We start from the raw sequence: 22078 nt of genomic DNA, 5'->3' as shown, positions 1-22078 counted from the left end.
CACTCAATCACAATTATTTGACTGTATCTCTACCAATTGAATAATAAGTATATCCTAGTTCTTTCATTTGATCTAATTCGTATAAATTACGACCATCGAAGATTACTTTATTCTTCAACAACACTTCCATTACCTCAAATTCTGGTGTACGGAACTGTGGCCACTCTGTCATAATCAATAACGCATCCACATCTTTGATAGCTTCATAAGGACCTTTTGTGTAAGTAATCGTATCACCAATTACTCCCTTCACGTTCTCCATTGCTTCTGGGTCAAAGGCTTTGATGATGGCTCCTTCTGCTAGCAATTCTTTGATATTATACAACGCTGGTGCTTCACGAATATCATCAGTATATGGTTTAAAGGCTAAGCCCCACATCCCAAATACTTTCCCTTTCAAATCTCCACCAAAATGTGCTTTGATATGCGGTATTAATCTCGTCTTTTGGTCTTCATTTACTGTCATTACGGCTTTCAATATTTGGAAGTCATAACCAGAGTCTTTTGAAGTTTTCTCTAAAGCCTGAACGTCTTTAGGAAAACAGCTTCCGCCATAACCAATTCCTGCGAATAAGAAACGCTTACCAATTCTTGAATCCGTACCGATTCCTCTACGGATATCATCTACGTTTGCTCCTACCATTTCGCATAGGTTAGCAATTTCGTTCATAAACGTAATCTTAGTTGCCAAGAATGCATTGGCTGCATATTTAGTCATCTCTGCCGAACGTTCGTCCATGAAAATAACAGGGTTACCTTGACGTACTAACGGAGCATATAATTTTGTCATTACTCCTTTTGCCTTTTCTGAACTCGTTCCGATTACCACACGGTCGGGTTTCATAAAGTCTTCTACAGCAACACCTTCTCGTAAGAATTCTGGATTTGATACTACATCAAACAAATCTGTTGAAGCATTTTTAGCAATAGCTGCATGTACTTTCTCTGCTGTTCCTACTGGTACTGTACTTTTATCAATTACTACTACATATTGGTCTAAAATAGGACCTAAATCATTAGCAACCTTTAAAATATACTTTAAATCAGCTGAACCATCTTCACCTGGAGGTGTTGGTAATGCTAAGAAAATCACTTTGGCATCTTTGATTCCTTCGGCTAAATCTGTCGTGAATTTCAAACGCCCTTCTGCTGTATTTCTATTAAATAAAACATCAAGACCTGGCTCATAAATAGGAATGATGCCATTTTTCATCTTTTCAACTTTCTTTGCATCGATGTCTACGCAAACTACCTGATTTCCTGTCTCTGCAAAACAAGTACCTGTTACTAAGCCTACATATCCAGTTCCGACTACTGCTATCTTCATACGTTTTTGTATTTTTTATTTAGATTGGTAATTTAGTTTATTTTAATCAAATTCTACAAAATAAACTAACTAAAAGTATGCCATTTTGTTATTTCAAAAACCTTTTTCATTGTTTTACCCCTGCAATTACTCCTCCAACACTGCCGTTAGGCTCGAGGATACTTAATATATCTGCAACGGTTGGTGCAATATCGGAAATATTAGTTCTTGTAGTGGTTTCTCCAGCTTTCACGCCCCAACCAAAAAACAATAATGGTACGTGCGTATCATATCTATAGGGAGTACCATGCGTTGTCCCAGTTTTATATCCACTAAACCAACTTGGGTTTAACACCACAGAAATATCACCACTACGTTTAGTATTATAGCCATTTTTGAGAAATTTCAACTGATAATCTGGTAAAGTACTATTCCCGATATTATGAAAGTCAACAACGTCGGCTACTTCATCATGTTTCAACAAAGTTTCTCTAACTACCTCATATACTTGTGAAAATGACAATTTCTTTTCACTTAACAAAGCATAATTCAAATATAATTGAGAATTGTCCTCTGCTTTTATAAAATCACCTTCGCCAAAAGCTGCTTTCAACGCCGCTTTTATTTCAGCAGTTGCTTTTGAACGTTCATATATCCCAGCAGGTAATTTATTTGCTTGCCAGAATCCTGGAATATCCGCTACGCCATGATCTGCACTTAAAAATACTAAATAATTGTTCTTGCCGAGTGTTTTATCTAAAGTCGTTAAGATTTCAGCAATATCCTTGTCTAATCTCAAATAGGTATCTTCTGCTTCTATTGAATTTGGTCCAAATGAATGCCCTACGTAATCTGTTGATGAAAAACTAACTGTTAAGAAGTCGGTTTTAGGACCTTTCCCTAGATTCTCATTTGCTAAAGCTGCCAAAGCAAAATCTTTCGTCAAGGTATTTCCAAAAGGCGTTGTTCTTAGTACTTCTAGTAAATTTACGCCTGCTCTACCTACTAATTCATGCGGAAAAACTGGACTAGTTTCACCCGCCAATTTACTTTCAAAGGGTTGATTATCCATTGAACTCTCTGTATACTGCTCAATTGGCAAAAGTGTTTTCCAGCCCTCAGCCATGTATTTCAATGGCATTTTTTTAGCATTAAAATCTTTTACCCATTGTGGTAATTCGTTCATATAGAAGGTTGAGGTAATCCATGAACCGTCTTTAGAATCAAACCAATAAGCAGCATTGGCTGTATGTCCTGCTGGTAAAATCGCCCCTCTGTCTTTCAATGAAATACCTATCGTTTTTGATTGGTATGCATTCGCAATCTTTAGTTGGTCAGTAATGGTAGAAACTAATAAGTTTTTAGGAGACATCAATCCTGCTTTAGAGTCTGCCCCTACTGTTTTTACAGTAGAGTCCTCCACGCAATATACTGAACGATTATATTTTTGGTCAAACCATTCGTTCCCTACGATACCGTCAATTGCAGGAACAGAACCTGTAAAAATAGCTGCATGCCCAGCCGCTGTAACCGTTGGAGCATAGTCGTAGTGGTTGTTTCGACAGTTAAACCCTTCATTCATTAGTCTTTTGAAACCACCAGCACTATATTTATCATAATAGCGATATAAATAATCATAACGCATCTGGTCTACTACAATACCTACTACTAATTTAGGTTTTGCTAAGGTTGTTGACGTTGTTTGAGTTTTTGGTTTCTGAGCAAAAGAAGCTGTCAGAGCGAAGAAAAGTACAATGGACAAGATATTTTTTGAGACCATGATGAAGGTTTTTTTCACAAAGGTAGTGATGTGAATGATGAATGAAATTATAGAAACATGAAATTTTAGACAAATAAGGGTAAATCTTTTAGAAACTCAAGATTCATATTTTCCCAATCTGTTTTACAACAATGATATACCATTCCGTTGGTAATGGTCAGGAATTCTGCCTTTAATACTTGGTTATACTCCGCTACCTGACTAAAAACCTGTTGACTAAGTGGAATATAGGGAGCCTTACACTCGATAATCATCTTTAATTTACCGTCTCTCCCAAACACTTGGATATCTGTTCGTTTAAGTAGTGTATTATATTTTAAAGAACTTTCTAATTTGATTAAACTTTTAGGATAGTGATAATGGTTGATTAAAAAATGAACGAAGTGCTGGCGAACCCATTCTTCGGGTGTTAGCATAATATATTTGCGTCTGAGGATATCATATATATAGATTTTTTCATCAACTTTCCTTAATTTGTAATCGTATGATGGGATGTTTAGATTTTCCAAGATTGTTGATTGAGTTTTTATTTGAAAAAATTAAGGATAATACAACGCTACAAATAAATTGACTAACCGCTCATTTTTAATCACAAATTAAAACCAAATTTATGAAAACAAAACAAGAAATAGTAGAAAATTGGCTTCCTCGGTATACGGGAATGAAACTGAATGAATTTGGTCAGTATATTTTATTGACTAATTTCAGTAATTATGTAACGATGTTTTCGGAGCAATTCTCTGTAGAAATCAAAGGGAAAGATAGACCAATGTTAACTGCTACTGCCAACAACATTACAATTATCAATTTTGGAATGGGTTCACCGATGGCCGCTACCGTAATGGATTTACTGTCAGCTATTGAGCCTAAAGCCGTTTTGTTTTTAGGCAAATGTGGCGGTTTAAAGAAAAACCTTGGCTTAGGAGATTTGATTTTACCGATTGCTGCCGTACGTGGAGAAGGAACCTCTGACGAATACATGCCTAAAGAAGTACCTGCTTTACCATCTTTCCGTTTGCAACGTTCAGTTTCATCCATGATTAAAAAACATGAATTAGATTACTGGACTGGCTTAGTGTATACTACCAACAGACGAGTATGGGAACATGATGAGGCTTTCAAACAGTACCTCACTGATATTCGTGCTATGGCGATTGATATGGAAACGGCTACTATTTTTACAGCTGGTTTTGCCAACAAAATTCCTCATGGAGCTTTACTATTGGTTTCTGATAATCCAATGACACCCGAAGGTGTAAAAACAGAAGAAAGCGATAAAAAAGTAACTACCAATTTTGTAGAAAAACACTTACAAATTGGCATAGATTCTTTGGTAGAATTAGCAGTCTCTGGCGAATCAGTAAAACATTTAAGGTTTGAGTAAAGGTTTGTGTTTTTGCTGTTGATACAGGAAAATTACCTCCACAAGCGTTTAAAACGCTTGCGGAGATTCTTGAATCATCTAGCAACTCACAAACAAACAGTTATTGATTTAACAGCTATACCTTTACCACCCACCATAATTTTTGTAATCTTATCGTGTAGTATTGATACATCTGCTATAATTAAGCTTCTTGAGGGTTCATTCATAAACCACCCTTGTTCAATCAACATGTATGTTTTTTTAATTCCTATTACGTCGTATAAATAACACGCTAATGGCCCTGCTGCCATTCCTGTTCCTGCCTCCTCCTCTATCCCATATCTTGGTGCAAACATTCTTGTAGTGGCATCTCTTTCAGTATTGCTGGCTTCTGTACAAAAAACATAAAATCCTATTAAGTCAAGCTCATCACTTATCTGGCTGATTAAATCAAAGTTTGGTTGAATGTTTTTTAGAATGGTCTGATTGGCCACAGGTACGATGATAAAAGAATTGCCCGTATTAACTTTTAAGATGGAAGCATTCGTTAATAAATCATTTTCATTTAAACCCAAGGATTTTAATATATCGACTTTAAGGTACTCGACGTCAGTATATATCGGCGAGCGTTGTTCCATAAATGCCAAATCGCCTTGTATAAGAATTTCTCTTTTACCATCAATCGTTTCTTTAGATGAATGGGGGTTATTAATCTTGCCTAATTGAGATAAATAAGAAAAAGTAGCGATGGTAGCATGCCCACAATGAGCAATTTGTCGAGTAGGGGTAAAGAAGTCAAGTTTAAAATCAGCTGAATTTGAGTTTGAAACGAAGGCTGTTTCTGATAACCCAACTTTGCTAGCAATCTTTAGCTTTTGTTCATTGTTAAGGTTATCTGCCTCTAATACTACTCCCGCAGGGTTCCCTCCTTTTTCATTATCCACAAAGGCGTTTAGGATTTTTACGGTGATGTTTTGAAAATTGTCCATGTTGAAATTTATTATGATTGTTACGTTTTACAATCAATGGACGAGGAGGTCATTTAAAAGACGCAAAAAATTATAATTATTTTCGCGGAGATTGATAGGATAGAATATTCCCTTTGCTATCAAGCTCTACATTACTACAATCTAAAATTTGTTCTTTCAATTTCTCTTTGGCTCTTTGCACACGCGTTTTTGCACCAGAATAAGAGATGCCTAATTCATCTGCAAGGGCGATTTGGGAATAATCTTGAAAAGCTGTTAGTAAGATTACTTGCTTATATTTCTCGGGTAATTTACTTATTTTAAGGTTAATGCAATTGCTTAATGATGCATATAGCGGTTCGTCATAGTCCTGTTCGGCTAAATCAATATCATTTATTTCAACGGCTGCATGATGTTTTCGGAAATGGTCTGTAATAGTATTCCTCGTTATTTGATATACCCAAGAAGTAAGTTTAGAAGTATCTACAAGCGTATGTATATTAACGTGTATTTTCAAAAAAACATCCTGAAGAATATCGTTGCTGGTATCAAGGTCTTTTACTTTGCCTTGAATAAAACGTTTTAATTCTTGATGGAAGTCTATCCAAATCTCCTGAATTTGATTCTCCATTGTTATAAACTTTATATAGTTTTACTGAAAGTATCCTACTCATTAATCATCACTAATTTCTTTCCTCTAGTTTTATTCCTCTCCATCATTTGGTGTCCTTTTTGAACAGTTTCTACACTCAAATTGCCTATGATATTAATATCTATGGGGGAAATAATGCTATCGTTTATTTTATTAAAAATTTCATTTAATGCGCTACCATAAAATGCCGTATCATTGCTATTCCCTGTTAAGCTATACGCAAAATTAGCAACATTAATGATGGTGGTGGCTTTGTCGAATAGTGTTTCTCTGGCTTGTTCAGTAGCTAAAAATGTCACATCAACGTATACTCCATGAACTTGCAAAAGGTTAGCACATACTTCCGACATTTTGCCTCCTACTAAATCAATACAATACTCAAATTTACCATTAACACCCTTTGATTGTATCTTTTCAAAAAAGTCTGGTTCATGATAATTGATAATATTATCAGGGTTCAGTCCTAATAAGATTAATTGGTTTTTACTATCTTCATTTCCTGCGGTTGTAATCAATTCATTATTCCCATTTGCTAAAAGAAGTTTTATCAATAGCGTACCTACTCCACCCGCACCTCCACTGATGAAAATAGGTTTTTCTTTGGGAATATTTGCTCGCTGAAAACATTGCAGGGCTGTCATACCTACCATTGGTAAGGCAGTCGCTTGTGCAAATGACAATGAAGCAGGAGTTTTAGCAACCAACTGTTGAGGAATACTAATAAACTCGGCATAAGTACCATTTGAGGCTAAACTTCCAACATAAGCAGTTATATTATCCCCAACAGCAAATCCAGTAACTTGCTCTCCTATTTGACTAACAATTCCCGATAATTCACGACCAAGAATAGGTGATTTTAACAATTTACTTTCAGTAGACCCTTGACGCATCTGATAATCAATTGGATTAAACGCTGTAGCCTTAATCTTTACTAGGATATCATTTGAAGTAACTATTGGTGTATCAACCTCAGCCAATTCAAAATTATCAACACTTCCAAAACCTTTTAAAATAACTGCTTTCATCATGTAAGACTAATATTTTCAGTATAATAAATTTTATCCGCTCTATTATTCAATCCAACATACTCCTATTGAATAGGTTTTTGCTTTGCCACTAATCAATACTCTATCGCCTTTATCTTCGCAATACAAGGTGCCTTGTCTTTCAGAAAGCTGTAGTGCTTTCATCTCTTTTTTATTAAGTTGCTCGCTCCAATAGGGTATTAATGAACAATGTGCTGATCCTGTAACAGGGTCTTCTAAAATAGAAGATTGCGATGTAAAATATCTTGATACAAAATCGGCATTAGTGCCTTTAGCCGTAACAATTACCCCGCCAGGGTCTAAGTTAATCGTATCAAAAGTTTGTCTATCAATCACCATATCTTTGATTGCTTGTTCTGTTTCATAAACCAATACATAGTCTCTTGCTTTAAGTACGTAAAGGGGCTGAATACTGATAGATTTTTGAATAATTTCAGGTAAAACAGCAGGTATGGGCTTTCTAGAGGGGAAATCTAAGGTATAAATATCATCATGGGTTGTAACTATTAATGCTCCGCTTAGTGTATCAAAGACAATGTTTTCTTTGCGGTAATTAAGTATTGTTTTCAAAACATGAGCAGTGGCTAAAGTAGCATGTCCGCATAAATCCATTTCAATTTCGGGTGTGAACCAACGTAAATGAATCCTGTCTCCCATATCAACAAAAAAAGCTGTTTCTGCTACAGCATTTTCTTTAGCTATTTTCAGCAGAACTTCATCCGCTAACCAAGTATTTAGAGGAACAACACAAGCTGGATTTCCCCCAAAAATACGGTCTGTAAATGCATCTATTTGATATAATTCAAGTTTCATTTTGTAGTTAATTTAATAAATTGTGATTTGTGATTGAGTGAATTAGTGATTTTAATCTAGCGCATTAATTTAAAAAATCACTCAATCACTAATTCACTCAATCAGTCAATCACTCTTCACCTATCCACTTAACAAAAAAAGCTATTACTCAATTAATATGAGTAACAGCTCAGAGATAATCATCGTTCATAAAGTTTATTCAATACGCTCGCAGTGATGCCCCATATTGCTTAATATTTCTATGATACTGGTTGAACAAAAACTATGTCCTTGAATCCTTAAAATCTTGTCACAATCGTCAAGGTCAAAATTAATTTTCAGATGAGGAAATGATATTTTCAATAAGTTTAATATCTCCTCTGATGCTCGCTTATTGCTCACACTGGTTTTGAATATTTCTATTGAAACGTAGGTCATCCTTAATAAAAGTTTATTAATCAATCTGGTTTAGCCACGCTTTTATTACTGTTTTCAAAGCGTTTTCTTTTGTTTTTACTTCCTCTATTGTTGTGAATTTAGCAATTTTTCTAGTATCAGCAAACTTCCCTTCCAGCAATCCTGATGAGTCGTTAATCATCGAACCCGTCGGAAATACTAATAATACGCTATCATTTTTATGCAGATTAAACACCACGATATCTCTCTTATATTCCTTAGGGTCAAATGGTTGCATCTTTCCAGAATAGTAAAAGCTTGGTGAGTTCCATTTTATTTGTTCAGCAATTTCCTTGTCAGTCGACAAAACGATTGTTCTCAATAGTTGAACAACTTCTTTTAAAGGATGCTCAAGTGCTTCAAAATATGCTATTACCAGTTCAGCCTCTGAAGGTTTAGGTCTTTTTGCCATTGTCTTGGTTAAAGTTTAGTCCTTGTTTATATAAGGCATTTCGTAGTAGATTGTTTTCTCTATGACAAACCTTTGAGGTCATTTCTTAGCCGCTTTTTCCAGATTCTCTTGTACTCTGAACTGAACGATTTTAGTAATCAAGTCATTAGGCAAAGGTTGGTCGAGTGGAAACTGCACTGCTCCTTTAGAGCTTTTATATCCAGCAATTTCTTCTTGAAAATTGCTAATGCCAGAAGATGCTGGATAAAACCCTATGTGGTTTTTATAGCCTGCAAAATGTACCACGTTTCCTTTTAAATAAAAAGTAGGCATGGCATAACTAATTTTTTCTGTCGCTTCAGGAGCAGCCATGCTGATTGTTTGGCGAATTTCCCTCAAAAGTACTTGCGTTTCTTCAGGGAAATCCGCAATGTATTCATCAATGTTGTTTACGGCTTTCATGGATGTTTTATTTCCTTTCAAGAATCCTTTTTAAGTTCCCAAGACTTATGTCAATATCTTTCTCTAGGTTCTTTTCGATGCCTATTAATAAAAAAATATTCATAGGATATTTCATTGCGCTACTCGCTCCCCATGTTACTTTTGTTTCATTATCAGATATAGCTTCTGTAACAAAGGGCGTATTAGCAATTGCTTCAAATGGCTTTTTAAAGCGTACCTCTAAATCCAAACTTTTGTTTTCCTCAATACTCGTTATTTCCTGCTCACCCATGCCAGCTTTTTTATTGCCTTCCCAAGCATAAATAAAACCTACGGTTCCATCTGTGCCTGTAAAAGTTTTTTTCATATTAGGGTCTGTCATTACCCATTTACTAAAATAGTCTTGGTTTTTGATATGTCTTAAGTAATAAAATACTTCATCGACAGGCCTATTAATAACAATGGTTCTACTTATAGCATAACCCTTTTTAGTAAATAAGCCAATAATCAGCAATAAAGCGATTAATCCAAAAATGATATACAGAATAATAAACAATATGCTCATAGGACTATCTATTAAAGTTGTGGACTTTGTAATTTATGGTAGCTGAAATATGACACTAATAATACGGCTAATACTACTACTGGCATCAAAAGCATGGCACTAAAGCCATCAACAGCCCATAAGCTAATAGTAGCAAAAATAATATCGAACACAAAACCTGCATAAGCCCATTCTTTAAGCGTTTTTGGCACTTGAGGGATAACTAATGCTAATGAACCCACTATTTTAAAGATATTCAAGGCCACTCCGAAGTATTGTGGATACCCTAAATGCTTTATGCCTTCTTTTGCCATTTCAGTGTGGCCAGTCAAAGCAGGCATGACACCAAAAAATAAGAATATTACTGCTGTACTAATCCAAAAGGTAATTTTTGTGCTTTTCATAATGTTAGTATGTTTAATTGTTAGTTCTTTTTGTAATGTAGTAACCATTGGTTACCAAACTTATCTGTTAAATCTCCAAATAATGTACCCCAAAAACTTTGGGCAATAGGGTAAGTTTGTGCGCCTCCAAGAGAGAGTTTTTGATAACATTCTTTCATTTCTGTTTCACTATCACAATGCAACATTAATGACACGGCATTGCCTTTTTTTAATCCATCCTCACCTAACATATCAGACCCCATAATAACTAATCCATTTCTGGTAAGCGTGCCATGTAGAATACAAGCCTTCATGCGGTCAGGCATTTTTTCAGCGTTGGGGTGTTCTCCTAATGTTTGAAAAAAAAGTTCTCCACCCAAACATCGCTGATAAAAAGTCATTGCTTCCCTACAATTACCGTTAAAACTTAAATAAACACTAATCGTTGACATTTAAGATACTTCATTTAAAAAATGGAAGGTGTGCTAATATAATAACAAACAGTCCAAAACACAACATAATCAACTACATATCAAGCATTTAATAACACATCAATATCAAGTTTTCGCATTTTGAACACTTCTTGCATTACTCTTTGTCCTTTTTCGGGGTCACTCACCAATTTCCCAATCATTGAAGGCACTACTTGCCACGAGACCCCGAACTGGTCTTTCAACCAACCACACATGCTTTCTTCTCCTCCTCTGGTAAGGCTATTCCAATAGTAATCAATTTCACTTTGTGTGTCGCAGTTAATCACAAAAGACACTCCTTCATTAAAGGTATATTGATGATCGCCCGGACCATCCATCGCAATCATTGGGCTTTTTCCGAGTGTAAATTCTGAATACAACACTTTTCCTGCATTTGCATCTTCCTGTCCATAAGGCAAGAGTAGATCAATCGTACCACCTTCAAAAACTGATGTATAAAACTTAATAGCTTCTTCGGCTTTACCAAATTGTTTATTAGTAAATAAAAACGAGGGTCTTATTATTTGCTCAGTTTGTCCTTCATTACCTATGCTCACTTGCCATGTTACGCCGTATTGGTCTTGTAACCACCCATATCGTTTACTCCAAGGATAAGTATCGATAGGCATTAAGGCTTTACCACCTTCAATCAATTGAGTCCATACTTCATCCACTTCTTCGATAGTAGTACACGTAACAAAAAATGAAATAGAAGGATTAATCTTAAACATTGGGCCACCATTCAATCCCATGAATTTTGTTCCATTCAATTCAAAAGTTACCACCATCGGATTTTCAGCCGTGATTTTGCTACTTTTAAAAATTGAACTATAAAAGGTAGCAGCGGCTTTAGCTTGTCCGTCAAACCATAAGCATGAAATAAGAGCGTCTGTGTACATTATAATGTTGTTTAGTTTTGTTCAACATACTTTTTAAAGTTATCAAGAATCGCTTGCCATCCACCTTTTTGCATTTCTACAGGATTTTCATTTTCAGGGTCAAACGTCTCAGTTACTTTTACGCCTTCTCCTGTTTCTTCAAATTTTACACTTACTTCTCTGCCATCTCCCATAGCATATTCTATGGTTTCCAAGTCTTTTATTTTGGTATAAATCCATTCAAAGTCAAACGAAAAGCTACCATCTTTTGCAGCCATCACGGTTTTGCTTTTCCCACCTTCTCTAAAATCACTTTCAGCAGCTGGCGCATGCCAATCGTCTGAAGCAAAACACCAATTGACTACATGTTTGGGGTCATTAAATGCTCCCCACACTTTTTCTAATGGAGCATTTACGGTAACTTCTACGGTAATTTTTGCTTTTGTTGTACTTTCCATGTTATGAGGTTTTTATGTGAAAAATTGATGATACAAATGTGCAAAAGCTTTTTCTAAATTAAGTATACAAAAACGACAAATGAAGGGTAATTTACGACAAACTATTTTTCTATATTTGTGTTATGAAAAAAGTAGCCATTTTAGTTCCTGATCATGCCGCTATTCATGTGATAGCTATCTCACGCTTTATGTTTGAAACTGTAAATCAGTTTCTTATCGGTTCGGGCAAAGACAAACTGTTTGACGTTAAGCTAGTAGGACAACGCAAACAAATGAAATTAATTGATGGACCTTTTATGGTTGATCCTGACTTGCTCATGAAAGATGTCAGTGAGACAGACTTAATCATTATTCCACCCCTATCAGGGAGCATACACGAAGGTATTTCGGCTAACAAAAACACGATAAATTGGATTATTGCACAACATCAAAAAGGCTCGGAGGTAGCCTCGCTTTGTGTGGGTGCTTTTTTATTAGCTGCTACTGGTTTGGTCGATGGTAAAAAGTGTTCTACGCATTGGGGCTTTACAGAGGAATTTAGGAATATGTTTCCGTCAGTCATTTTGCAAGATGGCAAAATTGTGACGGACGAAGACGGTATTTATTCAAGCGGGGGCGCAAATTCTTGTTGGAATTTATTACTGTACCTTATTGAAAAATATACTGACCGTGAAACAGCTATCCTTACCTCTAAGTTTTTTGCGATAGACATAGACCGCACTAGTCAATCATCCTTCGCAATGTTCAAAGGACAAAAAGGACATAACGATGATGCCATCAGAACGGTACAAGAGTATATCGAACAGAATATCGAAGAAAAACTTACGGTAGAAGAATTAGCCGAGAAAGTATCCATGGGACGAAGGAGCTTTGAACGGAGATTTAAATTGGCTACTAATAATTCTGTACTGGAATACATCCAACGGGTTAAGATTGAGGCGGCCAAAAGAAGCATAGAAAGTAGCCGTAAGAATATTAATGAAGTAATGTTTGACGTTGGCTATACTGATACAAAAGCTTTTAGAACTACCTTTAAAAAAATAACGGGTCTTAGTCCTGTTGAATACAAGAATAAATACAATAAAATTGGGGTAGAGTAAACCTTTAACCGAGAAGCAATGAAAAGATTCAAAAAAATAGTACCAATTGCTACTATTCTCACTGGCGCATTATTTACCTTACAAAGTTGTAATTATGCGAAATCTAACCAACAAGTAGTAGTTTCTGATGACTGCGGTATGAATTGGAAACTCATTAAAGCAGGCGACGCTGTGCCAAAAGGCGGATTGAATGCTTGTTACATGAAAGTAGTTATTCCGAATTATCCCATGCAGGGCGAGAGCAAATTCATCAGTAATTTAAAAGACAGGGTGCGTGCTTCTATCCACATTGATTATGATTACTCTATTATTAACCCGCTTGCATTTATCAAACAAGCAAAATACTTAGGGAAAGCCAATTCGGATGCTGACGACGATGAAGCCTTGAATAATTCAGCATTTGAAGGTGCCGAAAATATGGTCATTGACAAGAGAATAAAGGATGTAGCAAAGGATATTTTTTTAGACCAAGATATTGTAGAGCTTGACCAAGCTGAAATAGAAAATCAACTATTGATTGCGAGTAATAAAGTACTAGAACCTTTAGGCGTTCATTTGAATTTTATCACATTGACATTTGATTTGGACGAGCAGACACGCCAAGCCATCGACGTATCAACAGCCATGAAAATTTACGAGAGCAAGTCTTTACAAGAACTTGGCAAGCAAGTAATGATTCAAAGAGCGGGAGCAACAAAAATAGTGGTTGAAAGTAAACCTGATACTCCTCCAGTAAAAGAATAAATAGTCTTTCAAACTTTCCTTAGATGTTATTATCAAACATATCTGAGGAGAGTTTGAAAGAGTTAATTCTTAAGCTGCTTGATAAGTTAGTGACATTAAGTAACTTTGTCCTGATGAAAATACTTTGTTTTATATTATCTATCTATATTCTTGTACTGTCGGCCATGCCGTGTTGTACGGATGATAATTGTGTTGACGAGGTAACATCAGAGCAAGTGGCTAACAATTCTCAGGATAATCAGGATGATTGTGATAATTGTTGTTCTCCTTTTCTTACTTGTGGCGCTTGTGTTGGATTTACTTTTTCCACGCAGGTTTTTAGTTTCGAACCTACTACAAAATTTATAGAAAACAATAACTTAACTCCTTCTTTCAAAGTCCTTTTTGTAGACTATTTCTTCTCTACCATTTGGCAACCGCCAAAAATAAGTTAATGTATCGTTAAGACGAATTCCTTACTAAAACAAGGAATCAATCCTTCTTTTACCATTCATTCACTTAAAATTCATCAAAATGCAAAAATTAATTTTGCCTTTCTTGGCAATCTTATGCCCCTATATAGCCTTTAGTCAAAATACTTTCAAAGCCACGATAAAAGATGCTGACACCAAAGAACCTTTATTTGGAGCAACAGCCACATTGCAAGGCACTACAAACGGTGCACGTTCAGACGAAAACGGGCTTATTACCATCAAAAATATCCCCAACGGCAAGCAAGTAGTTAGGTTTTACTTTGTAGGTTATCAGGAAAGAATAGACACGTTAAATTTTCCTTATTCTCTGACCGAGCCTTTAGAAATCTTGTTAATGACAGAAAATGAAGAAATGGAAGAAGTAATCGTTACTTCAACACGTTCTAATAAAAATATTGAAGATATTCCCACTAGAATAGAGACTATTTCGGGAGAAGAATTGGAGGAAAAAGGCAATATGAAGCCTGGTGACATTAGGATGATGCTCAATGAAACGACAGGTATCCAAACACAACAGACCTCCGCTACTTCTTATAATTCTAGTATCAGGATTCAAGGACTTGACGGAAAATACACACAGATTTTAAGAGATGGCTTCCCTTTGTACGCAGGTTTTTCTGGAGGATTGGGCTTATTACAGATAGCCCCACTCGACTTATCGCAAGTGGAGGTTATCAAAGGGGCCTCCTCAACACTTTATGGTGGCGGAGCAATTGCAGGCTTAGTAAATTTGATTGCTAAAAAACCACAAGAGAAAAGAGAATTGAGCTTTTTGCTAAATGGAACATCAGCATTAGGACTTGATGCAAGTGGATTTTATAGTCAAAAGTTTAAAAAAGTAGGAACAACGGTGTTTATTTCCTACAATGCAGGAACACCTTACGACCCTGCCAATATTGGATTAACAGCGATTCCAAAGTTTAAAAGATATACTGTGAACCCTAAACTGTTTGTGTATTTTAACGATAAAACAACCTTAAACATTGGCGTAAATACTACCATTGAAGACCGTATCGGTGGAGATATAGTCTATATCAAGAACAACAGCAATAAAGCAAACAGCTTTTTTGAAATCAATAAAACCAATCGTTATAGTACTCAACTTGGAGTTGACCATCAATTAAATGAAAAATCAAAAATTTCATTCAAAAATAGCATAAGCTACTACGATAGAAGTATAGAAATTCCAACGTTTAAATTTTCAGGTGTGCAGGTTGCTTCATTTAGTGAACTAACGTATAGTCATAGAGAAGAAAAACAAGAATGGATTACGGGGCTAAACCTTTGGACGGACAAGTTTAATCAACATAAATTTGACACCCAACAATTAGTTGATTATCAGCACACAACCTTAGGAGCATTTGTGCAAAATACTTGGAATACTACTGAAAAATTGACCCTAGAAACTGGTCTAAGAGGTGATTATCAAACTGAATATGGCTTTTTCCTGTTACCAAGAATTTCAGCACTTTTAAAAGTCAATCCAACGTTTACTATGCGCTTAGGCGGAGGAATGGGTTATAAAACGCCTACTGTTTTTACAGAAGATGCTGAACGGATACAATTTAAAAATGTGTTGCCGATTGATATTTCTAAAACAAAAGCAGAGGAATCTATCGGAGGTAATTTTGATTTTAATTACAAAACTCCACTTACAGAAGACCTGTCCTTATCAATCAATACGTTGTTTTTTTACACACAAGTAAAAAATCCGTTAGTACTTGAATCAACTGCTACTGGCTTTTATGAATTTCAACAGCCCAATGGTTTTATCGATACGAAAGGGATAGAAACAAATGTAAAATTGACGTATAATGATTTTAAGCTTTTTATAGGCTATACGTTAGCAGATGTAAAACAACATTACAACGGGAATACTACTCAATTTCCATTGGTGGCTCAACATCGTTTAAACAATGTATTGATGTATGAGATAGAAGATAAATTGAAAATCGGGTTGGAAGGATATTATTTTAGTCCCCAAAAACTGAATGATGGAACGACTGGGAAAGCCTATTGGATTACTGGCTTAATGGTTGAAAAGCTTTGGGAAAATTTCTCTGTTTTCGTGAATTTTGAAAACTTTTTAGATACTCGCCAAACGAAGTTTGATACTATTTATACAGGTTCCATTAGCAATCCTACGTTTAGAGATATTTATGCACCTGTAGATGGATTTGTAATCAATGGAGGATTAAAAATAAGATTCTAAAATTTCTATTAGCCAGTGACTTAAGTCACTGGCTAATAGAAAAAAATAGTATTTAACAATCCTATCTCATTCAGCGAAAATCTTAAGTGCCTCATCATCTTTCAATTGGACAATCTGGTCTTTCAGATTTTTCTTTAAATCTATTATTACTTTAGCATATTGCTTATCGTTATACAGATTTTTTAGATTCTTAGGGTCATTTTTGATGTCATATAGTTCCCAGAAGTTTTTCTCGCCATAGAATCTAGCCAATGTATAGCGTTCTGTACGGAGACCAAAATGGGGATACACATGATGTGGCTGTGGATATTCATAATAATGGTAATAAGACTCGCTTTTCCAACCACTGGTTTTACCTGTAAGAAGTGGTAAAAACGAATGCCCTTGAAATTCATCAGGAATCTTCGTCTTCATAATATTCAACAAAGTTGGTGCCCAATCTACATTTGAAACCACTTGATTTACTTTCGTTCCTGCTTTCACTACCCCAGGATAGCGTATGACAAAAGGCGTCTTGAGGGATTCTTCATAAATAAAACGTTTATCAAACCAGCCATGTTCGCCTAAATAAAAACCTTGGTCTGACGTATAAATCACTACTGTATTTTTAGATAACCCAGTTTTATCAAGGTAATCGAGTAATTCACCAATATTACGGTCTAGTGATTTGCCAGTTGAAAGATAATCACGCATATAACGTTGGTACTTCCATTCGGTCAACGCCTTGCCTGTCAATTTTTTGGCTGCAAATTCAGCTCCAATTTTATCATAGTATGCCTTGAACTGACTTTTTTGTTCAGGTGTAAAACGATTGTACGACGACCACGCACCCTTACTATCATAATCAGCATCTACTTTTAAATCTTCTTTAAGCAACATTGTTTTCTCGATACTCATATCTTGGTCTTGTGCAGCAATACGTCCTTTATATGTATCATAAAAAGTACTTGGCACTGGGAAAGTCACGTTATCAAAAGCTCCTAAATCTTGTAAAGAAGGTAACCACGAACGATGCGTAGCTTTATGCCCCACTACCATAAAAATGGTTTATTCTTATCTCTACCCTCAAGCCATTGTTTTGAAAGTTGGGTTATTACATCCGTCACATAACCCTCATGTCTATGTGTTTCGTTTTTTGAATTAACAAAATCTGAATTGTAATAACTGCCATGCCCCGGTAAAATATTCAGATAATCAAATCCATGCGGAAGTGTTCCAAGGTGCATTTTACCAATCCAAGCAGTCTGATAGCCATTTTTCTGTAGTTCTTCTGGAAAAACATGCTGACTAATATCAAATTGTTTTTCATTGAACTTATAGCCGTTAATATGGCTATATTTACCTGTCAACAAAGTAGCTCTACTAGGCCCACAGATTGAATTTGATACCACATTATTGTACAAAATTGCCCCTTCGCGAGCAATGCGGTCGATATTGGGTGTTTTGGCTAATTTACTCCCATACGCACTGATTGCCTGAGATGTATGGTCATCTGAAATAATAAATATTACATTGGGTTGATTTTGTGCCAATACTACATTGGAAAAAAAACATATTATAACGAACAAAACAATTTTCATAGTGCGATGATACAATATTGAACATACATTAGATTTATGACGAATATACTATTTTTGTTTAGCACAATAATTATATCGTTGTTTTTTCATAACCAATTCAGTATTATAGGGACATATTATAGTACCCAGATGATTAGTTGTCCATGCTTTATTCTGATTATCTAGCCTATTGAACTTTTAAATCAATTTAATTTTTATACAACTGCAAGTAGGCAATTGTTGAACTTTTCAGCAAAGTAACTTTGGACTTTTCAACAAAACAATCATGGTATTTTATTGAGAAATTTGCATTAGAAATTTTAAATACCATGACAAATCAACACAATAATAAATTAGTATTAGTAACGGGTGGAACAGGTTTTGTAGGAATACACTGTATCCATCAGCTTTTAGCACAAGGCTATCAAGTTAGAACTACCCTTCGTTCAATCAATCGCCAAAATGAGGTAATCGAAATGCTTAAAAATGCAGGACTTAATTCATTTGAGCATTTAACTTTTATTGAAGCAGAATTATCAGATGACAAAAATTGGGATAAAGCAGTAAAGGATTGCGATTATGTATTGCATGTAGCCTCTCCTATTTCTTTAAGCATTACTACAACCGAAGACGAAACCATAAAACCTGCTGTAGAAGGAACACTACGAGTATTAAAAGCAGCTAAAAATGCCCATGTAAAAAGAGTGGTGCTTACTTCATCTTTTGGAGCAGTAGGCTATAGTCACAATGACGATAGCAAAATGATTACCGAAGAAGATTGGACTAATCCTAAGGACAAGCACCTTTCAGCCTATTTAAAATCAAAAGTATTGGCAGAAAAAGCGGCGTGGGATTACATCAATAATGAAGGAAAGGGCTTAGAACTAGCAGTGATAAACCCAATGGCTATTTTTGGGCCATTGTTAAGCAATAAATTATCTAGCGGACATGAATTATTAAGAAAATTATTTGATGGTTCAATGAAAGCAATTCCTCAAATTACATTGGGGATTGTAGATGTAAGAGATGTAGCCGACTTACATTTACGAGCGATGACAAGCCCAGAAGCCAAAGGACAACGCTTTTTAGCATTATCTGGCGGTGTGCTTACTTTTCCAGAAGTTGCCCAATTGCTCAAACAACAATTGAGTACTTCTCACAAAAATGTAACTACTAAAGTTGCTCCGAATTGGTTGATTAGAGTCCTTGCACTATTTAACCCTTTAGCAAAAAATATATTACCTCAGTTGGGCAGAAGAAAAAATGCCAGTAACCAAAAGGCAATAGCCATGTTAAACTGGAAACCTAGAAGCAACGAAGAAGCTGTATTATCGGCAGCAGAAAGTCTAATAAAATTTAATATCATATAATATGAAAATTATCATAACAGGTGCCACAGGCATGGTAGGCGAAGGTGTATTACTAGAATGTCTGCAAAACTCTCTTGTAGAAAAAGTGCTAATCGTCAATCGTAAGCACTATGAATTGAGTCACCCTAAACTTACAGAATTAATCGTTCCTGATTTTTTAAAACTAGATGACTTTACTGACGAGTTGAAAGGTTATGATGCCTGTTTTTATTGTGCAGGAATCAGTTCTGTAGGAATGAGCGAAGAAAAGTACACCGTCATTACCTACGACACTACTTTGTATTTTGCCAAAGCATTGCTTACACAAAACCCTCAAATGGTTTTTAATTTTGTGTCGGGTAGCCATACCGATAGCTCTGAAAAAGGAAAGGTAATGTGGGCAAGGGTAAAAGGCAAAACTGAAAATGCCTTGATACAACTACCTTTTAAGGCAGTGTACAATTTCCGCCCAGGTGGAATGAAAGAAATGGTGGGACAAAAAAATGGGAAAGCTATTTATAAATATATTGTAACTATCCTAGATTGGTTTATACCTAAACAGATCATAACACTTCAAGAACTTGGTGAAGCCATGATTAAAACGGTAACAAAAGGTTATGAAAAATCAATCTTAGAAATATCAGACATCAAGAAATTAGCGAAATTATAGCCGTGGAAGTAAATTCAATTATTACTTGTTATGTAGGTCCTGAAATATCTCCTGAACAATTTATTTCAGAACATTTCTTTTTATATCTCATTAAAGGAAAAATTGAGGGTTATGATGGTTACAAACATTATACCTTGAAAGCAGGAGAATATTGTTTAGTCAGAAAAAATAACTTAGCAAGGTATAATAAACAAAAAGAGGATAATCAGTTTGAAAAGGTAGTGTTTGCCTTTGATGAAGTTTTTCTAAGAAGCTTTTATCAAAAATATCCTTTTCCTACCGTAGACTTTAATTCAGACGATGTATTTTTTACGATTAAAAAAAATGACCTCGTTCCAAGTTTCCTGCGGTCTATTTCTGCTTATTATGACCATGATGGAAAAATAGATAAAACTTTTGAAGATATTAAACGAGAAGAGTTATTACTGATTCTGCTTAAAATTAATCCAGAATTGTCCAATATTTTGTTTGATTTCCGTAGTCCAGGCAAAGTAGATTTAGAAGCATTTATGAATAAGAATTTTAAGTTCAATGTCGCTTTGAATAGGTTTGCTTTCCTGACTGGTCGTAGCTTGTCGGGCTTCAAACGTGATTTTGAAAAAATATTTAGAGAAACACCCAGCCGTTGGCTTATACAAAAGAGACTTAAAGAAGCTTACTTTTTGATTGAAAAGAAAAACAAAAAACCTTCTGATATTTACCTTGAATTAGGTTTTGAAGACCTCTCTCATTTTTCATTTGCCTTCAAAAAATTATTTGGCAAAGCACCGAGCGAGCTTTACGAGAGAACCGCTAATTTTGGACAGACCCATCAACAAAAATAACCTTGAAAAATGCCTCTTTGTTAGTACTTTTAAAGACTTTACTTTATTCTATTATATTTTTTAAGCAATTCAATAACTGACTTATGCGGCAAAGCATAGGCTTTATTACCATTTATTCCTTCGGTGGTTTCTGCGGCTATCATCGCGTTAATAATGGCTTCTTCTACACCTTGAACGGTAGCCTCAAATAATGGATTGATTAAATCATTAGGCAATTCATCTAACTTTGTGAAGTTCTCTCGCTGGAAAGCAGATTGATTCGCTGTGGAAAAGGCAATAAAAATATCTCCAGAGCCATTTTCCCCGCGTCCCCCAACTTTGCCAACACCAATTGGTACTCTAGCCGCTATTCGTTTTAATTGATGAGGTAGCAAAGGAGCATCTGTAGCAATCACAACAATGATAGACCCATCTCCTTCTTGTCTGTAAGAAGTCGGCGGAGATTTTAATTCATAATTTAAAGTATCTTTAAGTTCTTTACCAATAGGTACCCCTGCGATAGTTAGATTGCGTTTTGCCCCAAAATTAGATTGTACTAATACGCCTAGCGTGTAGGTAGAATCCTTGATTTTAAATATTCTAGATGAACTTCCAGTGCCACCTTTAAAACCCAAGCACATCATCCCTGTTCCGCCCCCTACGTTTCCCTCCTTAATAAATCCAGATTTTGCAGTATTCAAGGCTTCATAAGCATTACTTTCTTTTACATGAAAACCATAAATATCATTCAAAAATCCATCATACGTTTCTGCTACTACAGGATAAGTGTACCAAAAATCTTCTTTATACCAATGTTTTTCAACAAACCATTTTAATACAGCATCTCTTACCACACCAACACTATTAGTATTGGTTATCATAATGGGTGTTTCTAAAAAGCCTGATTCAGTAATCCAAGTAGTCCCCGTCATTTCACCATTTCCGTTTAATGAATACCAATTGGCAAAAACGGGATTATTAGTTTTACCTCTTGGCAACACTGCCGTAACGCCAGTCCGTACAGGGCCTTTTCCTAAAATATTTTTCCCTTGCCCAGAAATGATAGTACTATAACCAACCTCAACACCCTTTACATCTGTGATAGCATTAAACTTACCAGTAGTACCCTCAAAAGGAATCCCAAGGTCTCTCGCCCTTGGTTTTTGTCCATAAACTGATAATTGAAAAAGAAGAATACCGATAATTTTCAAAAGTTTCATAGTATATTACTTACGCA

At 35.5% G+C, this 22078-nt stretch carries 23 protein-coding genes and 1 pseudogene; 8 read left to right on the top strand and 16 right to left on the bottom strand.

Annotated elements, in window-relative coordinates; genetic code table 11:
• Positions 1-13: 13 nt before the first annotated feature.
• The 3 genes from J2Y60_RS09460 to J2Y60_RS09450 form a co-directional block, all read right to left on the bottom strand.
• On the bottom strand, positions 14-1327 hold the full coding sequence (locus J2Y60_RS09460; protein ID WP_309920283.1) for a UDP-glucose/GDP-mannose dehydrogenase family protein: 1314 nt from the start codon (positions 1325-1327) through the stop codon (positions 14-16).
• Positions 1328-1433: 106 nt separating this feature from the next.
• Positions 1434-3086 (bottom strand): alkaline phosphatase PafA, encoded by a 1653-nt coding sequence (gene pafA, locus J2Y60_RS09455; RefSeq protein ID WP_309920284.1) that lies wholly within the window; start codon positions 3084-3086, stop codon positions 1434-1436.
• 65 nt (positions 3087-3151) lie between these two features.
• Complete coding sequence (locus J2Y60_RS09450) at positions 3152-3595, bottom strand: type I restriction enzyme HsdR N-terminal domain-containing protein (protein ID WP_309994607.1); 444 nt, start codon at positions 3593-3595, stop codon at positions 3152-3154.
• Positions 3596-3696: 101 nt separating this feature from the next.
• Here J2Y60_RS09450 and J2Y60_RS09445 point away from each other — a divergent pair, with 101 nt between their 5' ends.
• Positions 3697-4470: an AMP nucleosidase gene (locus tag J2Y60_RS09445; RefSeq protein WP_309920289.1), complete on the top strand. Its 774-nt coding sequence runs from the start codon at positions 3697-3699 to the stop codon at positions 4468-4470.
• A gap of 86 nt (positions 4471-4556) precedes the next feature.
• Here the strand turns inward: J2Y60_RS09445 and J2Y60_RS09440 are convergent, their stop codons facing one another.
• From J2Y60_RS09440 to J2Y60_RS09390, 11 genes are all read right to left on the bottom strand, one after another.
• Entirely contained in the window at positions 4557-5438 is an 882-nt protein-coding gene (locus tag J2Y60_RS09440) for a PhzF family phenazine biosynthesis protein (RefSeq protein WP_309920292.1), read from the bottom strand.
• A 76-nt stretch (positions 5439-5514) separates the two neighbouring features.
• The gene (gene sigZ / locus J2Y60_RS09435) at positions 5515-6048 is read right to left on the bottom strand and encodes an RNA polymerase sigma factor SigZ (RefSeq protein WP_309920295.1); all 534 of its coding nucleotides are present in this window, start codon (positions 6046-6048) and stop codon (positions 5515-5517) included.
• A gap of 35 nt (positions 6049-6083) precedes the next feature.
• Positions 6084-7097 (bottom strand): NADP-dependent oxidoreductase, encoded by a 1014-nt coding sequence (locus J2Y60_RS09430; RefSeq protein WP_309920298.1) that lies wholly within the window; start codon positions 7095-7097, stop codon positions 6084-6086.
• A 42-nt stretch (positions 7098-7139) separates the two neighbouring features.
• Positions 7140-7928 (bottom strand): PhzF family phenazine biosynthesis protein, encoded by a 789-nt coding sequence (locus J2Y60_RS09425; RefSeq protein WP_309920300.1) that lies wholly within the window; start codon positions 7926-7928, stop codon positions 7140-7142.
• Positions 7929-8361: 433 nt separating this feature from the next.
• The gene (locus J2Y60_RS09420) at positions 8362-8775 is read right to left on the bottom strand and encodes a DUF1801 domain-containing protein (protein WP_309920303.1); all 414 of its coding nucleotides are present in this window, start codon (positions 8773-8775) and stop codon (positions 8362-8364) included.
• Positions 8776-8853: 78 nt separating this feature from the next.
• Positions 8854-9216, bottom strand: coding sequence for a DUF1801 domain-containing protein (locus tag J2Y60_RS09415; protein WP_309994605.1), 363 nt, complete (start codon positions 9214-9216; stop codon positions 8854-8856).
• A 7-nt stretch (positions 9217-9223) separates the two neighbouring features.
• Positions 9224-9760, bottom strand: a complete 537-nt coding sequence (locus tag J2Y60_RS09410) for an SRPBCC family protein (protein ID WP_309920308.1) — start codon at positions 9758-9760, stop codon at positions 9224-9226.
• A gap of 11 nt (positions 9761-9771) precedes the next feature.
• On the bottom strand, positions 9772-10143 hold the full coding sequence (locus J2Y60_RS09405; RefSeq protein WP_309920311.1) for a DoxX family protein: 372 nt from the start codon (positions 10141-10143) through the stop codon (positions 9772-9774).
• A 20-nt stretch (positions 10144-10163) separates the two neighbouring features.
• Positions 10164-10574: a VOC family protein gene (locus J2Y60_RS09400; protein WP_309920313.1), complete on the bottom strand. Its 411-nt coding sequence runs from the start codon at positions 10572-10574 to the stop codon at positions 10164-10166.
• Between the two features lie 80 nt (positions 10575-10654).
• The gene (locus J2Y60_RS09395; protein ID WP_309920316.1) at positions 10655-11494 is read right to left on the bottom strand and encodes a VOC family protein; all 840 of its coding nucleotides are present in this window, start codon (positions 11492-11494) and stop codon (positions 10655-10657) included.
• Positions 11495-11505: 11 nt separating this feature from the next.
• Positions 11506-11931, bottom strand: a complete 426-nt coding sequence (locus J2Y60_RS09390) for an SRPBCC family protein (RefSeq protein WP_309920319.1) — start codon at positions 11929-11931, stop codon at positions 11506-11508.
• 122 nt (positions 11932-12053) lie between these two features.
• Between J2Y60_RS09390 and J2Y60_RS09385 the strand changes: the two genes are divergently transcribed.
• The 4 genes from J2Y60_RS09385 to J2Y60_RS09370 all read left to right on the top strand — a co-directional run bounded on the left by J2Y60_RS09385 (position 12054) and on the right by J2Y60_RS09370 (position 16460).
• A complete protein-coding gene (locus tag J2Y60_RS09385) occupies positions 12054-13031 on the top strand; it encodes a helix-turn-helix domain-containing protein (protein ID WP_309920320.1) in 978 nt (325 codons plus the stop codon).
• Between the two features lie 18 nt (positions 13032-13049).
• Positions 13050-13775 (top strand): hypothetical protein, encoded by a 726-nt coding sequence (locus J2Y60_RS09380; RefSeq protein ID WP_309920324.1) that lies wholly within the window; start codon positions 13050-13052, stop codon positions 13773-13775.
• 113 nt (positions 13776-13888) lie between these two features.
• Positions 13889-14209 carry a DUF6660 family protein gene (locus tag J2Y60_RS09375; protein ID WP_309920327.1) on the top strand — a complete coding sequence of 107 codons (321 nt, stop codon included), beginning with the start codon at positions 13889-13891 and terminating at the stop codon, positions 14207-14209.
• 79 nt (positions 14210-14288) lie between these two features.
• The gene (locus J2Y60_RS09370; RefSeq protein ID WP_309920328.1) at positions 14289-16460 is read left to right on the top strand and encodes a TonB-dependent receptor; all 2172 of its coding nucleotides are present in this window, start codon (positions 14289-14291) and stop codon (positions 16458-16460) included.
• A gap of 66 nt (positions 16461-16526) precedes the next feature.
• Here J2Y60_RS09370 and J2Y60_RS09365 read toward each other — a convergent pair.
• Positions 16527-18040, bottom strand: a pseudogene (locus J2Y60_RS09365) (sulfatase).
• 308 nt (positions 18041-18348) lie between these two features.
• Between J2Y60_RS09365 and J2Y60_RS09360 the strand changes: the two are divergent.
• From J2Y60_RS09360 to J2Y60_RS09350, 3 genes are read left to right on the top strand one after another with little or no spacing between them, the layout of a single operon-like run.
• Positions 18349-19389 carry an aldehyde reductase gene (locus J2Y60_RS09360; protein WP_309920330.1) on the top strand — a complete coding sequence of 347 codons (1041 nt, stop codon included), beginning with the start codon at positions 18349-18351 and terminating at the stop codon, positions 19387-19389.
• A 1-nt stretch (position 19390) separates the two neighbouring features.
• Positions 19391-20038: an NAD-dependent epimerase/dehydratase family protein gene (locus J2Y60_RS09355; protein ID WP_309920333.1), complete on the top strand. Its 648-nt coding sequence runs from the start codon at positions 19391-19393 to the stop codon at positions 20036-20038.
• A gap of 2 nt (positions 20039-20040) precedes the next feature.
• Positions 20041-20862, top strand: coding sequence for an AraC family transcriptional regulator (locus J2Y60_RS09350; RefSeq protein ID WP_309920335.1), 822 nt, complete (start codon positions 20041-20043; stop codon positions 20860-20862).
• A gap of 38 nt (positions 20863-20900) precedes the next feature.
• Here the strand turns inward: J2Y60_RS09350 and J2Y60_RS09345 are convergent, their stop codons facing one another.
• On the bottom strand, positions 20901-22061 hold the full coding sequence (locus J2Y60_RS09345) for a P1 family peptidase (protein ID WP_309920339.1): 1161 nt from the start codon (positions 22059-22061) through the stop codon (positions 20901-20903).
• Positions 22062-22078 lie beyond the last annotated feature (17 nt).

It is taken from the genome of Arcicella sp. BE140, from assembly GCF_031456255.1.
GTDB classification, from domain to species: domain Bacteria; phylum Bacteroidota; class Bacteroidia; order Cytophagales; family Spirosomataceae; genus Arcicella; species Arcicella aquatica.
The sequence above is the reverse complement of the archived record's forward strand: the minus strand, read 5'-3'. Positions and strand labels throughout refer to the sequence as shown.